Genomic DNA, 15,141 nt, shown 5'->3' with positions numbered 1-15,141 from the left:
GATCACCGTCACCCGAGTTTTGTACCTAGAGTTCAAAAATAAGAGCGGAGTAGGAAGACCATCATGACGATGTCCCAGGAAAACGGTGCGGCGCCGGTCGCGCCGGTCCAACCGGCGGAAGACGGGTCGAAGGGCTGGAGTGGGCGGCTCTGGGCCATGTTGATCGTGCTGTGCAGCGCGATGTTCCTCGACGCGCTCGACAACGCCATGGTGGGCATCGCAGTGCCTCCGATCCAGGCCGAACTCGGGATGACCACGTCGTCGGTGCAGTGGGTGGTCAGCGCCTACGTCTTGGGCTTCGGTGGCTTCCTGATGCTCGGTGGCCGCATGGCCGACCTGGTCGGACGTCGCAAGGTGCTGCTCGTGGCGGTCGCCGTGTTCGCAATCGCGTCGCTGGCCGGAGGTCTCGCGCAGGACGGCATGATGGTCATCGCGGCGCGCTTCGTCATGGGTGTCAGCGCGGCGTTCACCGCGCCCGCAGGCCTCTCGATCATCATGACGACGTTCCCCGAGGGCGCGGCCCGCAACAAGGCGGTCAGCATCTACACCGCCTGCGGCGCCACCGGCTTCTCGCTCGGCCTGGTCGCCGGTGGTCTGCTCACCGAGATCGGCTGGCGCTGGACCTTCCTGATGCCCGTGCCGATCGCGCTGGCCGTGCTGATCGGCTCGTTCATCCTGGTCCGCAAGGACGAGCCGAGCACCGGCAAGCGCAACTACGACCTGCCCGGCGCGGCCAGCATCACCGGCGCGATGCTGCTGCTCGTCTACACCATCGTCAGGGCTCCCGAGGTCGGCTGGACGTCGGTCAGCACGCTGGCCCAGTTCGTGGGTGTCGTGGTGCTGCTCGTCGCGTTCGTGGTGATCGAGCGCAAGACCGCGCAGCCACTGATCCGCCTGTCCTTCCTGCGCAACCCCGCGCTGATCGGCGCCGCCCTGGTCGCCGCCGCCATCCTCGGCACCTACATGAGCTTCCAGTTCATCGGCGCGCTGTACTTGCAGGCCACCCGTGGCTGGTCGCCGCTGGAGATGGCGCTGGCGTTCCTGCCGTGCGGTCTGCTGATCGCCCTCATCGCGCCGCGCGCCGGCGGTCTGATCGGCAAGTTCGGACCGAAGTGGATGATGGTCGCCGGCTTCCTGGCTTACACGCTGGCCTACCTGTCGTTCCTGCGCATCGACACCGACTCCAACTACGTGACGGTGCTGCTGCCGACCATGCTGCTGATCGGCGTCGCGTTCCCGCTGTCGTTCACCGGTGCCTACGTGCAGGCCACCAGCGGCGTGGCCGACGCCGAGCAGGGACTTGCCGCGGGTGTGCTGCAGACCGGTTACCAGGTCGGCGCGGCTCTGCTGCTGGCGATCGTCACCGCCACCATGGCCATCGGCCACGACGGCGGCGCGCAGAACACCCTGTCGAGCTACCACAACAGCATGTACGTGGTCACCGCCGTCTCCGCCCTCACCCTGGTCGCCACGTTGATCAACGCGTTGCGGGCCAGTCGGCGCACGGCCGCCTGATGCCCACGAGGCGGTGCCGGGCGTGTCACCGGCACCGCCTCGTCCGTTCCCGAAGGAGGATCCCGGCATGACCTCGTCGATCCTCGACGGAGGAGCAGCCCCCGCCCTGGCCGCGGCCAACCTCGCCGAACTGCTGCCCCGCGCCGCGCGCCGGACGACCGGCGCCGCCATCCACTTCATCAACGCCGACGGCACCGAGTCGGCCCTGTCGTACGCGGAACTGCTCGACTCGGCGTGCCGGGTGCTCGGCGGCCTGCGGCGGGCCGGGGTACGGACCGGCGAACGCGTCGTGCTGCACCTGCGGGACAACCAGGACCTGCTCGTCGCCTTCTGGGCGTGCGTCCTCGGTGGTTTCGTCGCCGTGCCGACCGGCGCGGGCCCCACCGGCCTCGCACCCGAACGGGGCTATCGCTGGCTGGTCGCCGACCGGACGCACCCTGACGGCCCGCACTGGATCGGCACGGTCGCGAACCTGGCGTCCGGCGCGCCGGACCACCTCTGGTTCGCCGCCGACGCCGGGGACGTCGTGCTGCTCACCAAGACGGCAGGCAGCTCCGGGGCGCCGAAGCCCGTGCTGCTTGACCACGGCAACGTGCTGAGCCGGTCGGCCGCCACGATCCAGGACAACCGGCTGGACGAGACCGCCGTGACGCTCAACTCGATGCCGCTGGACCACGTCGGCGGGCTGGTGATGTTCCACCTGCGCGACGTGCAGTTGGCCTGCACGCAGGTGCACGCCCACCGGGACTGGATCCTCGGCGACCCGGCGCGGTGGCTCGACATCGTCGACCGGTTCCGGGTCACCGTCGCATGGGGCACGACATCGGTGTTGGACGCGATCACGTCTCGTGCCACGACGGGATCGTGGAACTTGGACTGCCTCGACTACGTGATGAACGGCGGCGAGCCGGTCAAGGCCCGGACGATCCGACGCTTCCTCACCGCGCTGGCCCCGTTCGGGCTGGCGAGCACCGCGGTGCGGCCCGGTTGGGGCATGTCCGAGACCTCCGCGGGCGTCATCGACCACCGACTGGACCTCGACGACCTCCGGCACGCGGACGACCGGCACGTCCCGGTCGGCACCCCGCACGCGGGCATCAAGGTCCGCGTCGTCGACGAGCACGGCACCGTGGTCCCCGAGCACGTCGAGGGCCGGATGCAGGTGTCCGGCGCCTCGGTCACCTCCGGCTACGCCGACGGCCACCCCGCCAACGGCACCGCCTTCACCCCCGACGGCTGGCTCGACACCGGCGACTTCGCCATCGTCTCCGAGGGCGTGCTCACCGTCACCGGCAACACCGCCGGCGCGCTGTGGATCGACGACGTGCTGCACCACGCGCACCTGATCGAGTCGACCGTCGCCGAACTCCCCTGCGCCGAACGGGGTCCCGTCGGCGCGTGCCTGGTCGACGGCGAGCTTGTCGTCGCCTACGCGGGCGAGTACGACGAGGACGCGGTCCGGGCCGCCGTGCTGGCCCGGCACGGCTTGCACGTGCACCGGGTCGTCGTCCTGCCCGCGGACACCTTCCCGACGACCCGCACCGGGAAACCGCGACGAGCGGCCCTGCGGGACATCATCTCATCCAAGGAGAACCGTGTACGTCACCACTGACCGTGCCCTCGCCGACACCGGTCTGGAGGCCACCGTCCGCGGACTGGCCGACCGGCACGAGATCGTGGACACCCTGCACCGCTTCGCATTCGGCCGGGACATCGGTGACCGGGAACTGTTCCGCTCGGCGTTCACCGAGGACGCCGAGTTCGACTTCCGGCCGGCCGCGACCAAGTGCGGGCTGGAGGTGCCGCTGATGACGGGCATCGACATGATCGCGGGCATCGTGCTCGACCCGCGCCTGCACACCACTCACACGGTCGGCAACTGCCGGGTGGAGGTGACCGGTGACACCGCGCGTCTCAGCGCCGTCGTGGAGGCCCAGCACTTGCCGGCCGACGACCACAGCCGGCACGCGCTGCTGAAGAACCTCTACGCCGTGGACCTCGTGCGTGACGGCGACCGCTGGCGGATGCGCAAGGTGCACATCGACAACGTCTGGTTCACCGGGGATCCCAAGGTGATCGTCGGCGGCTGACGACGGGACCGTGAGCGCGAGAGCTCCCGGAGACAGGTCCGTCTCCGGGAGCTCTCGCGCTCACTGGTCACCGCAGCCGAAACAGCGCAGGACTCGCCGTCACGGCAGGATGCCGATGCTGAACGGGTTGTGCGGGGTACCGCCGAGCAGGTAGGCGCCCGCCGACTGGATCACCTGGTCTTGCGCGATGACGTGCTGGCACATCGTGTTCACGTCGCGCAGCCACCGGTCCATCGGTGATGGCTTGTAGATGGCGGTGGTGGCGATGAGGTCGTACAGCTTGGACACCACCGACCGGGCCGCGCGGAACGAGTTGGTCCGGGCGAGCGCCGTGGCGACCCGCTGGTCGGGGGTCGGCTCCCCGCCGGCCTCCAGTAGCTCCCACTGCGCGCGGAGGGTGCCGTACACCGCTTCACGGGCGGCGCGGAGCTCCATCTCCGCTTCCCCGATGGCCATCTGCACGCGGTAGGTCTCGGCCCACGGCTGCTGGGTGGGGCGGTCGACCCGGCCGGAGGCCAGTTCGCGCACGAAGTCCAGCGCGGCGCGGGCGACACCGAGCGGGACACCAGGCATGTTGCGCAGCACGGCTTCGGGCGTGGACGACGGGCCGGTGATGCGCGACTTGCCGAGGCTGAACGAGTGCCCTTCAGGCACGAACAGGTCGGTGGCCTGGTAATCGCGGCTTCCGCTGCCCGCGAGACCGGTGGTGTGCCAGGTGTCGTGGATCTCGAACTGGTCCTGGCGGGCGATCATGATCCGCCAGTGCATCGGCACGCCGGAAGGGCTCGGCTCCGGCTTGCCGTCGTCGTAGACGAAGCACCCGGCGACCACCCAGTCCGCGTGGGTGATGCCGCTGCCGAACTGCCACCGGCCGTTCACCCGGAAACCACCCGGCACCCGGTCCGCACGCCCGATCGGCAGGATCAGCCCGGCGGTGACCATGTCGGGGTCGGTGAACAGCTCACGGGCCACCGCCTCGTCCAGGTAGTTGGCGTACAGCGGGGTGTCCATGCCGATCATCGCGCACCACGCGGCCGACGAGTCGCCCAGGGCCAGCGCCTCGATGACCTCGGTCTGCTCCATGGCGTTGAGTTCCGGGCCGCCGGACGCGGCGGGCACGGCCATCCGGAAGACTCCGGTGCCGCGCAGCAGTTCGATCACATCCAGTGGCAGGCAACGGGTCCGCTCGATCTCCTCGGACTGCTCCCTCAGCATCGGTGCCGCGGCCTTCGCGCGGGCGAGGATTTCCTGCGCGGTCAGCGGATTGGCCTTAACGGTGTCCAAGAGGGTCATTGTGTCCTTTCTGACCTCAGGAGTAGCGACCGGGAGCCATGACCCCGGTCGGGTCGATGGAGTCCTTGAGCCGCCGAGCGAGTGCCCGCTCGGCCGGCGTGAGACCGCAGCGGTCGATCCAGTCGTGGTGGTCGACGTCCAACCGGTAGGGCAGGAAGCCCTGTTCCGTGAACGACGCGTACAGCATGTCCAGCGCCCGGTGCGCCGACTCGGCGACACCGCGCTCGAACTTCATGGAGACGACGAAGTCGACCAGGTCCGGGCCGAGCACGTTCCCGGTGCCGCCGCAGATGATGCCGGTTTCCTCGGTAACGTGTGACAGCAACTCCTCCGCCGTCACCACGGCGTCCGGGGTGAAGGGCATCAGCGGCAGGAAGAACAGGAAACCCATGTCGCTGTCGAGCCGACTCGCGGGCATCCCCATCTTCGCCTCGAACACGGTGTCGGTGATGTCGGGGTCACCTCGATAGGAGCGCTCGACCAGCGTCGTCACCTGGTGGTGCTCGCTCGTCGGTTCCACCGAGTCGGTCGTCGACACCTCGGTGAACACACCGCTGGCGCGAGCCTCGTCGGCGATGACGGCCGTCAGCGCTTCCACCGCCGCGGCCGTCCCGTCGACGCAGATGTGGACGAGGAACTTCCCCCTAGCGCTGCCGTAGCCGCGCGCCGCGGCGGGGTTGTAGAACTTGGACACGCCTCTTGTCAACCCTTGGGCGACCCACCGGCGCAGCAGGGCGGTGGCCTCACCGAGCCGGTCGGGCGTGAAGTTCAGCCGCACCACGCGCAACGCCTCGGGCCTGGGTAGGAGCCGGAACGTGGCGGCGGTGACAACACCGAGGTTCGACTGCACGAACATCTGCACCAGCGACGGTCCGAGCGTGTGCGGGTACACGGGAGTCGCCCGGTCCGCGTCGGGCCACCAGCCGACCCGCACGACCTCGCCGTCCGGGAGCACGACCTCGACCCCGAGCAAGTCTTCGACCCGCTGGTGGCGCAGCCCGACTCCGCGGTCCAGCGCGTTGCCCAGCAGGCTGGAGTGCGCCGAGGACACGGTCACGTTGACCATGCGGTCGGTGTCGGCGAGGATGCCGGCCATTTGTCCCTGGGTCACCCCCGGCCCGACGACCGCCCAGCCGGCCGCGACGTCGATGTCGTGGATCTGGTTCAACTCGCTGAGGTCGAGCACGACCACACCGTCGTCCACCGGCTCTCGGGAGCCGAGGCCCCAGTTGCGGCCGGTGCTGTAGGCGTGCAACGACACCGATCCCGCCGCCCGACCGATCACCTCGATCACCTGCCGCACCTGGTCGGCGGTGCTCGGCCGGATGGTGGCGACGACTTCGCGCTGCCGGAACCGCCCGGTGTTGTCGCCCAGCCCGCCGCGCGTCACGCGACCGTCGCCGACCACCGCCGCCGCCGCCTGGAGCACAGCGGCGATGTCTGTGTCGGGACTGTGCAACGCCGTCATGACTTGAACACCTCTCTCCTCGGTCGTGCGGCGCCGTCGGCGCCGACGACGTGGTACTCGCCGTGCAGGAAGACCAGGAGTGGCCGCCGGTCCTGGGCGCCGGTGGCGACCACGTCACCGAGGACGACGGTGTGGTCACCGATGTCGATGCGCTGCCGCAGCGTGCATTCGAGCCAGCCCGGTCCGTCGAGGATCAACGCACCGGTGTGCTCACCGGGCATCGAGGACACCGTGCACAGCGTGGCCATCCGGTTCTCCCGGCTCTGGGCGAACTGCTTCGCCACATCCGCCGCGCCGATGTCCAGGATGGACACGGCCCACACCCCGCTCTTCAGCAGAGCGGTCAGGAAGCTCGAATTCTTCCGCAGCGACACGGATACGATCGGCGGGTCGAGCGACACCGACGTGAATGAGTTGACGGTGACCGCGTCGTGCTCCCACCCACTCGGACCATCGACGTGCGTCGTGATGACGCAGACCCCCGTGGCGAAATTGCGCATTGTTTTGCGTAGGTCGACGCCCACCGGTTCCTCCTGTCGAGAGCGGGTCGATCTAGGCCGGTCGCGCGGACCGTGACCAGTTCCCGGACATCCCTCCACCTGAGGGGCAGTCGGTTCGATCGCACGGATATTATCGAGCACCGCGCCGCGTACCAGGTCGGTGAGCGCACGCACTCTGCCCATTTCACGCACAGCCTAGGAGCGGTGAACCACATGATCTCCACGGAGGACGGCCTGCGCCGGGTCGCCGAGTTGGCGTCCACTCAGGACTGGCTCGCGGTCTTGGTCACGACGGATGCCGACGGCGAGCCCGCGGTTTCCGTGGTGAACGCGGCCGTGGTGCCGCACCCGGTGACCGCCGAACTGGTGCTCGCACTGGTGTCGCGCGGCCGCACCAGGAAATTGCGCAACCTGCGCAGGCACCCGCGCGCCACGCTGGTGTTCCGGGCGGGGTGGGACTGGATCTCGGTGACCGGCGGGGTCGAGGTCGCCGGGCCGGACGACGAGCTCCCGGGCGTCGCGGCCGGCGACATCCCGCAGCTGCTGCGGCGGGTCTACGCCGCAGCGGGGGGTGAACACCCGGACCTGGAGGAGTACGACCGGGAGATGGTCGCCGACCGGCGTGCCGCAGTGTTCGTGCGCCCCGAGCGGTTCGTGACCAACCCCGGGCCGCACGACCGGCAGACCTGACGACCTGTCGGGTGCTCCCACCGGGAGCACCCGACAGGTCGGCGCCTCAGGCTGCGGCTACCAGGCCGTCACCCCGCATCCGGCGGTAGTCGCGGGGCGAGACACCGTACTTCATCCGGAACAGCCTGCTCACCTGCGACGCGTCCCCCAGGCCCCAGCGCCCGCCGATCGCCGCGACGGTCAGGTGGTCGTAACGCGGGTTGGCGAGGTCGATCCGGAGCCGTTCCAGCCGCTGGTCCCGGATCCACCTGGCCGGGCTGGTGTCCTGTTCGGCGAACAGGATCTGCAAGTAGCGCAACGAGATGTTGTACCGGCGGGCGAGCATGGCCGGGCTGAGCGAGCTGTCGCCGAGGTGCTCCTTGGCGAAGCCGCAGATGCGCAGCATGAGCAGCTGCCTGGCCGCCACCGGGTCCATCCCCATCGAGCACAGCCGGTCGGCGAACAGTGTGTTGATCAACCCGCTGACCATGGCGCCGAGCGGTTCGCGCGCCGCTTCGTCCAATTCGGTCAGGTGGGCGCCCAGCCCGGCCAACGTCCGGCTGGCGAGCGCACCCACCCCGCACGTGCCGGTCCACGGCGACGCCGTCACCGAGTGGGTTCGCTGCGGTGCCACACCGAGTTCGCGGTGCGGCGCACGCACCGCGACCATGGTGAACGGCTCCGGCATGGTCAGCGTGTACGGCCTGCTGCTGTCGAACGCCACCACGTCGCCCGCGGACACAACGACCTCCGTGCCGTCCTGGCTCAAGTGCGTGCACCCCGACAGCGGGGTGGCGACGTACACGTGGCCGCCCTCGCTGGTCGCCACGCTGTCGTGCCTCACCACCATGTGCGGGTCCGCTGTGATCAGCGACACCTGCGCATTTCCGAAGATTCTGGTGCTGATGCTGCCACCCTCGAACCGGTCGCGGTCTCCTATCAATTGCACCGTGCCGCAGTGGCGGCGAACCTGGTCCTCCCACGAATCGAACTTCCCCACCGGATCGACAACGACCGCATCCCGTATCTCCGCAACGGATTGACCGGTCACGGCAGAACCACCCCCATGTCGCCTAGGCTTACCATGACGTGTGGATCAATTTGGAACCTACTGAAGCATACGATGGATGGCCGCATGATGGCGAACCCTGCAATTATACCTGTCCGATACAACTGCCATTGAAGCGAAATGATCACTCGCCTCCAAGCCGACCTTCGTGATCGAGCTCGGGGGTGCGCCTCGATTGTCGCCTGTGGAGCTTGAGGTGCTGCGGGCGGTGGCGGCGCCGGACCGTCGAGGGCCACCGACGGGCTGAGGAGAGGTTCGGGGTCCCGGAACGCCCGGTGGTCACCTGGTGGCGCGGCCTACCGGGCGACCGGTCGGGAGGGCCTGACGGCAGGGCGGGGACGACGTCCCGGTCCGGCCGAGCCGATCAGCGGCGAGGATCGGGGCACGTGGTCCGCGGCGATGGCGGACCACACGCCCGAGGAGCTGTTGATCGACGGCCCGTGGTGGACCCCGCCGGCGTTGGTCGAGTCGGCCAGGCCGGTCGTCGGTGTGGCGATGACCGAGCGGGGGCGTCGGATTGCGGCTGCCCCGCAACGGGTTCACGCCGCAGCGCCCGGCACAGCGTGCCTACGAACGACAACCGGCGGTGCGGTGCAGGCCTGGACGGACGAGGGGCATCCGGCGATCGAGCCGCGGGGGCGCGGGGGCGGTGATCGCTCGGGTCGACCAGTGCGATTGCCCCCGGATGCCACCCCACCCGGTCGTTCGCAGCCACCACGGCCCCCGAACTCAATCCCGACGAGCTGCGAGCTCGCGACGTACGCACTTCAGCGACCTTCCGCGAGGCCGAATTTCGTGTCGCGGATGGACGATCGGCCGCCCCGACGAGGCGGTTCCGGGCCCACGGAGCGCGAAACCTCCCACACCGTCAACGAATCCAGCGGAATACGCTGGCGACTTCGACGCGGATGCCGTGCCGGACGACCTCGCGTTTGCGGCCTCCGTCCACGCGGGCCGGCGACACCTCCGGGTGTGCGACGGGTAGGCGGTCAGGATTTCCTTGCCAGCGGCCGGGTCGTGCACCGAGGCCGCAGTCACGACCACCGCGAGGACGCCAAGGTGGGACAGGAAACCGGTGCACTCCATACGGATTCCCGATATGTGAGGACAGTCACTCCACAATCGAAGCTCGGGAGATGGGCCGCACCCGACGACGATCTCCCACCGTCCTTCGGATGCGCTCACGCGCAACTAGTCGAGCGTTCGTGCACAAACCACCGCGTCGGGCAGGCGGTAGTGTCACGTCGACGGGGTGCTAAATGACGGACATTCTATGAGCACCTTTCGAACCGGGTCCGCGGGCGGACCTCCTGGGATGTCGGATGCCAAAGGTGGGACATGTCGTCTTTACCGAGAATCGGCGTGGTGGGCGGCGGCGCGTCGGCGGTGTGCCTGCTGGACGCGCTCGCGCAGGAACCACGGGTCAGGTCGGGTTTGGTCACCGTCTTCGACGCATCCCCCTACTTGTGGCGGGGCCGGCCGTACCAGCCGGACCTCGACGTGGTGCGCGTCAACGCGACACCGGACGACATGTCCGTCCGTGCCGGTGACAACCAGCACTTGATCGAGTGGTTGACCACGCGGGAGATGTTCGTCGGGAGCGGGTCCAGTTACGCCGATCCGATCTCTGGCGCCCACTTCGTGCCGCGCGCGGTGTTTGGGGACTACCTGGAGCAGTCCGCCCGCGCGGCGTTGGTGGCGCTGGTGCGCCGCGGCTGGCAGGTGAAGCTGGTGCGGCAACGGGTGGAGCACGCGGAGTCCGACGGGGACGGTCTCGTGCTGCGGACCGAGACGGGTGAGAGGCACCACCTGGACTACGCGGTGCTGAGCGTCGGCGCGGGCCGCCCCGCCGACCAGTACAAGCTGGCCGGCAGTCCCGGATTCATCGGCGAGCCGTATCCGGTCCGCCGGTCCATGAGCGGTGTCGCACCGGACGACGACGTAGCGATCATCGGTAGCGGCCTCACGGCGGTGGACGTGGTGTTGGCGCTCACGGCCAATGGACATCGCGGCCGGATCTCGCTGATGTCCCGTCGTGGCGTGCTGCCGGGTGTGCGGCAGCGGCCGATCCGCCACGTGCTCCGCCACTTCACCCCCGCCCGGTTCCGGACGATGACCGCGCACGGTGGGAAGGCGACGCTCTCGGACCTGGTAGCGGTCATGAGGGCCGAGCTGGCGGACGCCGGCGAGAGCCTGGACGTGGTGCGCGCCGAACTCGACGCCGTGCGCACCGAGCACCCGGTGGCGCGACTGCGCCGACAGCTCGACGAGGTCGCCTCACCCAGCATCGCCATGCGCATCCTCCAGCAGGCCGTGCCCGAAGCGGGTCCTGACGTGTGGCCGCTGCTGAGCGAGCACGAGCAGAACGTCGCGCTGGTCGAGTACGACCGGGCCCTGATGAGCCTGTGCTGCCCGATGCCGCCCGCCAATGCCGCGAAGCTGCTGTCGCTGATCGACGCGGGCCAGGTGGAGCTGGTGAGCGGGATCCAGGGCATCGAGTCGACCGGTGACGGTTTCGAGCTGAGCACCGCCACCCGAGACCTCCGGGCCGACGTCGTGGTCAACGCGGTCAACGCCCGGCTGCGCAAGCTGTCCGAGAAGGCGATGCCGCTGTTCAGCTCACTCCTAGCGGCCGGCCTTGCCGAACAGCACCCACGCGGTGGCGTGCGCGTCGAGCGGGCGACCAGTCGGCTCACCGTCGGCGGCCGCGCCGACCCCCGGCTGTACGCGCTGGGCGACCCGGCCCTCGGCAGCCTGTACTTCACCTTCGGCGTGCAGTCGCTGGTCGATCGGGCAGTGGACATCGTGCAGGCGATCCACAAGGACAGCACCGCGCCGGCGCATCACCACGGCCGGCTCCAGACCGTCTGAACCACAAGACAGCTCAAGGAGAGTCACGGAATGTCCACTCTGGAACAGGCCGAGCGGCCCGACTACCTGGCCGACACCCACACCGGCCTGCCCATGCCGCACGCGCCCGTCTTCGACGACGTCGCGGACGAACGCAGGTACCGCAAGCAGCGCCTCGCCGCTGCGCTGCGGTTGTTCGGCAAGTACGGCTTCGGTGAAGGCATCTCCGGCCACATCTCGGTGCGCGACCCCGAGCACCCCAACCTGTTCTGGGTCAACCCGTTCGGCGTGTCGTTCAACTTGGTCAAGGTCCGCGACCTCATCTGCGTCGATGACCAGGGCACCGTGGTGGAGGGACGGCACCCGGTCAACCCGAGCGCCTTCGTGATCCACTCGCAGATCCACGGCCTGAACCCGCACGCCGAGGCCGCCGCGCACGCGCACACCGCCCACTCCAGGGCGCTCGGCGCGCTCGGCAAGGTGCTCGTCCCGCTGGACCAGGAGTCGGCCGCCTTCTACGAGGACCAGGTGCTGTACGACGACTACCGCGGTCCCTCGATCGCGGTCGAGCAGGGCCGTGACATCGCGGAGAAGCTGGGCGACAAGCGCGCGATCCTGCTGCGTCACCACGGCCTGATCACCGTCGGCGGCTCGCTGGAAGAAGCGGTGCACTGGTTCTTCACCTTCGACAGCTGCGCGCAGGTCCAGCTGCTCGCGATGGCGGCGGGCGAGCCGCAGGCCATGAACCACGAGCAGGCGGCAGCGGCCAAGGACGGATTCGGCGACGCCCAACTGGGCTGGTTCAGCTTCCAGCTGCTGTACCAGGAGATCACCCAGGAGCAGCCGGACCTGCTCGAAGAGTGACGACGTGACGACCACCGTGCGGGCGATCCGCGGCGCGATCCAGGTCGACGCCGACACCCCCGTCGACATCGCCGAGGCGACCCGCGAGATGATGGCCGAGATCATCAGCGGCAACGACCTGGAGCCGGGAGACTTCGTCAGCGTCCTGTTCACCGTGACGGGAGACCTGTGCAGCGCCTTCCCCGCGGCCGCCGCCAGGGACGGCGCCCTGTGGGACGTGCCGATGATGTGCGCCACGGAGATCTCCGTGCCCGGTGGTCTGCCGCGGGTGATCCGGGCGATGGCACACGTGCACACCACGCGGTCGCGGTCGGAGATCCGTCACGTCTACCTGCGTGGCGCGGTGGTCCTCCGCCCCGACCTGGTCACGCGGTGAGGTGTCGTGGGTGGGTATCACGCCCACCCACGACACCCAAGACGTCCACGACCGACGGGGTCCGTCCCGGAGTCCCGGGTCCTATCCCGGCACTGCGGCGCCCGCGGGGTCGGCACCGGCGGCCATCAGGTTCCGCCGCCCCGCGGTGCCACGCGTTAGCAAGTCGGTCGCCACGGCCAACGCCTCCCGGTCGCCACGCGCGACGGCGGACAGCGCGGTAGCCGCCGAACCGAGGTCGGCGGCGATGTCCGCCAGCAGCACGGCGACGTGCTCGGCGTTCTGCTCCACGATGTCCGTCCACAGTGCCGGGTCACCCGCCGCGATCCGCGTGGTGTCACGCACGCCGCGTCCGGCCAGCCGCAGCACATCCGTCGGCGCGGCCCCGATCGCGGCGGCCAGGGCGGCGGCGACGACGTGCGGCCCGTGCGACACGAGGGCCATGGCTCGGTCGTGTGCATCGGCCGCCATCTCGACCGGCCGCCCGCCGCACAGCTCCACCAGGTCGCGGACGACGCGCAGCGCGAAGTCACCGGTTTCCGCTTGCGGGCACAGGACCCAGGCGGCCCCTCGGAACAGTTCGGCGTCGGCGGCTCCAGGGCCGGAGCGCTCGCTTCCCGCCACTGGGTGACCAGGCAGGAACCCTTGCGGCCGGCAACCGTGCGCCTGGGTGCGCGTGACCACGCTCGCCTTGGTGCTCGCGACATCGGTGTAGGCGCGGGCGAGTCCGGTGTCCTGCGCGTGGCGCAGGGTGGCGGCCACCGCGTGCGGCGGAACGGCGAGCACCGCGAGGTCGACGGGAGGCGCGCCGTCCGCCACTTGCTCCCCCGCGCCCCGGGCGATCGCCGCGGCGAGGGCGTCTTCATCGCGGTCTGCCAGCAACACGTGGGTCCCGGCGGCGCGCGCGGCCAGTGCGATCGACGTTCCGATCAGGCCGGTGCCGACGACCGCCAAGGTCGTCAGGCGCGGTGGGGTCGTGGATGACTGCCCGGCCGGGTGGCTCGGGGAGGGCGCTGGTGCGGTGGTCACTGGTGTCGCTCCTCGATCGGACGCGCACAGGCCTCGTCGCGCTGATCCAGGATTCGGGCGGTGCGGTGGATTCCCGCGGAACCCCGAGAGTCAGGCGAGGCGGTTGTCGCGTAGCGGACCCGCGGCTGCCCCGTCGACAACGGGGTGTGCAGTCCGTCAGCGTACTCGGGCACATGCCCGTCGCTGACCGGCGTGACTTCGGCACACCGCAGAAGCAGTGCTCGGCACGTCCGGTCCAGCGCTGTGGTTCGCGAATCCACCAGTGATCATGCACCGATCCACCATTGGCAGACCGGATCTCCGGATAGCGTCGCCTTGAGACTTAAGAACTGTCGGACACCAGCGAGGAGCGGGTTCCCGTGGTCATCATTATGACAGCCGGAGCGAACGGAGACGACCTGGCCGCGGTCGTGAACTTCGTCGAGTCCTCCGGGACGCGGGCATTCATCAGCCGTGGCGTCAACCGGACGATCATCGGTTTGGTCGGTGAGGTCGACAGGTTCAGCGAAGTCGAGCTCCGAAGCCTGCCCGGCGTGGTCGACGTGGTGCGCATCTCGGCCAAGTACAAGCTGGTCAGCCGGGAGCACCACCCGGAGCGCTCGACCATCCACGTGGGCAACGTGCCGATCGGTCCGGAGACCGTGACGCTCATCGCGGGCCCGTGCGCGGTCGAGGAGTACACGCAGACCCTTGAAGCCGCGAAGATGGCCTTGGAGGCCGGTGCGACGCTGCTGCGAGGCGGTGCCTACAAGCCCCGCACGTCCCCGTACGCGTTCCAGGGGCTCGGTGTGGAGGGGTTGCGCATCCTCGCCGCCGTGCGCGAGGAGACCGGTCTGCCCGTGGTGACCGAGGTGGTCGCCCCGGAAGACGTCGACGTGGTCGCCGAGTACACCGACATGGTGCAGGTCGGCACCCGCAACATGCAGAACTTCCCGCTGCTCCAGGCGGTCGGTTCGCTGGGCAAGCCGGTCATGCTCAAGCGCGGCATGAGCGCCACCATCGAGGAGTGGCTGATGGCCGCCGAGTACATCGCCCAGCGCGGCAACCTCCAGATCGTGCTCTGCGAGCGCGGCATCCGCACCTTCGAGACCGCCACCCGCAACACCCTCGACATCTCCGCCGTGCCGGTGGCCCAGCAACTGTCCCACCTCCCGGTGATCGTCGACCCGTCGCACTCGGGCGGCAGGCGCGACCTGGTGCTCCCGCTGACCCGAGCGGCGATCGCGATCGGGGCGGACGGCGTGATCGTGGACGTCCACCCGGCACCGGAGAACGCCCTGTGCGACGGCCCGCAGGCACTGGTGCGCTCGGACATGTCGGGGCTGGCCCAGACGGTCAGGGACTTCGCGTCGATCACCGGCCGGGCGATGGCCTGGCCCCTCGAACTGACCGGCGCCTGACCGTCACGCCGGGCGCGGCGC

13 protein-coding genes are annotated in these 15,141 nt (G+C 69.7%); 8 read left to right on the top strand and 5 right to left on the bottom strand.

Annotation, left to right across the window (positions count from 1 at the left end):
• Window positions 1–69 precede the first annotated feature (69 nt).
• The 3 genes from AB0K14_RS14710 (at window position 70) to AB0K14_RS14700 (ending at window position 3,605) form a co-directional block, all read left to right on the top strand.
• A complete protein-coding gene (locus AB0K14_RS14710; protein ID WP_360460906.1) occupies window positions 70–1,515 on the top strand; it encodes an MFS transporter in 1,446 nt (481 codons plus the stop codon).
• Window positions 1,516–1,582: 67 nt separating this feature from the next.
• Window positions 1,583–3,127: an AMP-binding protein gene (locus tag AB0K14_RS14705; protein ID WP_360460909.1), complete on the top strand. Its 1,545-nt coding sequence runs from the start codon at window positions 1,583–1,585 to the stop codon at window positions 3,125–3,127.
• Window positions 3,111–3,605 (top strand): nuclear transport factor 2 family protein, encoded by a 495-nt coding sequence (locus AB0K14_RS14700; RefSeq protein WP_360460912.1) that lies wholly within the window; start codon window positions 3,111–3,113, stop codon window positions 3,603–3,605. The genes AB0K14_RS14705 and AB0K14_RS14700 overlap by 17 nt, the downstream gene beginning before the upstream one ends.
• A 99-nt stretch (window positions 3,606–3,704) precedes the next feature.
• Here AB0K14_RS14700 and AB0K14_RS14695 read toward each other — a convergent pair whose 3' ends face one another.
• From AB0K14_RS14695 to AB0K14_RS14685, 3 genes are read right to left on the bottom strand one after another with little or no spacing between them, the layout of a single operon-like run.
• Window positions 3,705–4,898: an acyl-CoA dehydrogenase family protein gene (locus AB0K14_RS14695; RefSeq protein ID WP_360460915.1), complete on the bottom strand. Its 1,194-nt coding sequence runs from the start codon at window positions 4,896–4,898 to the stop codon at window positions 3,705–3,707.
• A gap of 16 nt (window positions 4,899–4,914) precedes the next feature.
• Entirely contained in the window at window positions 4,915–6,366 is a 1,452-nt protein-coding gene (locus AB0K14_RS14690; RefSeq protein WP_360460918.1) for an FAD-binding oxidoreductase, read from the bottom strand.
• Window positions 6,363–7,040, bottom strand: a complete 678-nt coding sequence (locus AB0K14_RS14685; protein ID WP_360460921.1) for a flavin reductase family protein — start codon at window positions 7,038–7,040, stop codon at window positions 6,363–6,365. Before AB0K14_RS14685 ends, AB0K14_RS14690 begins: the two co-directional genes overlap by 4 nt.
• Before the next feature lie 39 nt (window positions 7,041–7,079).
• Between AB0K14_RS14685 and AB0K14_RS14680 the strand changes: the two genes are divergently transcribed.
• On the top strand, window positions 7,080–7,556 hold the full coding sequence (locus AB0K14_RS14680; RefSeq protein WP_360460924.1) for a TIGR03618 family F420-dependent PPOX class oxidoreductase: 477 nt from the start codon (window positions 7,080–7,082) through the stop codon (window positions 7,554–7,556).
• 46 nt (window positions 7,557–7,602) lie between these two features.
• Here AB0K14_RS14680 and AB0K14_RS14675 read toward each other — a convergent pair whose 3' ends face one another.
• Window positions 7,603–8,535 carry a helix-turn-helix domain-containing protein gene (locus tag AB0K14_RS14675; protein WP_364338109.1) on the bottom strand — a complete coding sequence of 311 codons (933 nt, stop codon included), beginning with the start codon at window positions 8,533–8,535 and terminating at the stop codon, window positions 7,603–7,605.
• A gap of 1,407 nt (window positions 8,536–9,942) precedes the next feature.
• Here AB0K14_RS14675 and AB0K14_RS14670 point away from each other — a divergent pair.
• Genes AB0K14_RS14670 through aroH form a run of 3 tightly spaced genes read left to right on the top strand, consistent with a single transcriptional unit; the run spans window position 9,943 to window position 12,694 of the window.
• Window positions 9,943–11,475 carry an FAD/NAD(P)-binding protein gene (locus tag AB0K14_RS14670; RefSeq protein ID WP_360464274.1) on the top strand — a complete coding sequence of 511 codons (1,533 nt, stop codon included), beginning with the start codon at window positions 9,943–9,945 and terminating at the stop codon, window positions 11,473–11,475.
• 30 nt (window positions 11,476–11,505) lie between these two features.
• Window positions 11,506–12,318: a class II aldolase/adducin family protein gene (locus AB0K14_RS14665; RefSeq protein ID WP_360464277.1), complete on the top strand. Its 813-nt coding sequence runs from the start codon at window positions 11,506–11,508 to the stop codon at window positions 12,316–12,318.
• A gap of 4 nt (window positions 12,319–12,322) precedes the next feature.
• Entirely contained in the window at window positions 12,323–12,694 is a 372-nt protein-coding gene (gene aroH, locus AB0K14_RS14660; RefSeq protein ID WP_360464280.1) for a chorismate mutase, read from the top strand.
• A gap of 81 nt (window positions 12,695–12,775) precedes the next feature.
• On the opposite strand, the gene AB0K14_RS14655 is transcribed toward aroH, so the two are convergent.
• Window positions 12,776–13,720, bottom strand: a complete 945-nt coding sequence (locus AB0K14_RS14655) for a prephenate dehydrogenase (protein WP_360464283.1) — start codon at window positions 13,718–13,720, stop codon at window positions 12,776–12,778.
• A gap of 371 nt (window positions 13,721–14,091) precedes the next feature.
• Here AB0K14_RS14655 and aroF point away from each other — a divergent pair, with 371 nt between their 5' ends.
• On the top strand, window positions 14,092–15,120 hold the full coding sequence (gene aroF / locus AB0K14_RS14650; protein ID WP_360464285.1) for a 3-deoxy-7-phosphoheptulonate synthase: 1,029 nt from the start codon (window positions 14,092–14,094) through the stop codon (window positions 15,118–15,120).
• Window positions 15,121–15,141 lie beyond the last annotated feature (21 nt).

This window comes from Actinosynnema sp. NPDC050801 (genome assembly GCF_040673975.1).
Lineage (GTDB): Bacteria > Actinomycetota > Actinomycetes > Mycobacteriales > Pseudonocardiaceae > Actinosynnema.
This window is presented reverse-complemented; position numbering and strand designations above follow the sequence as displayed.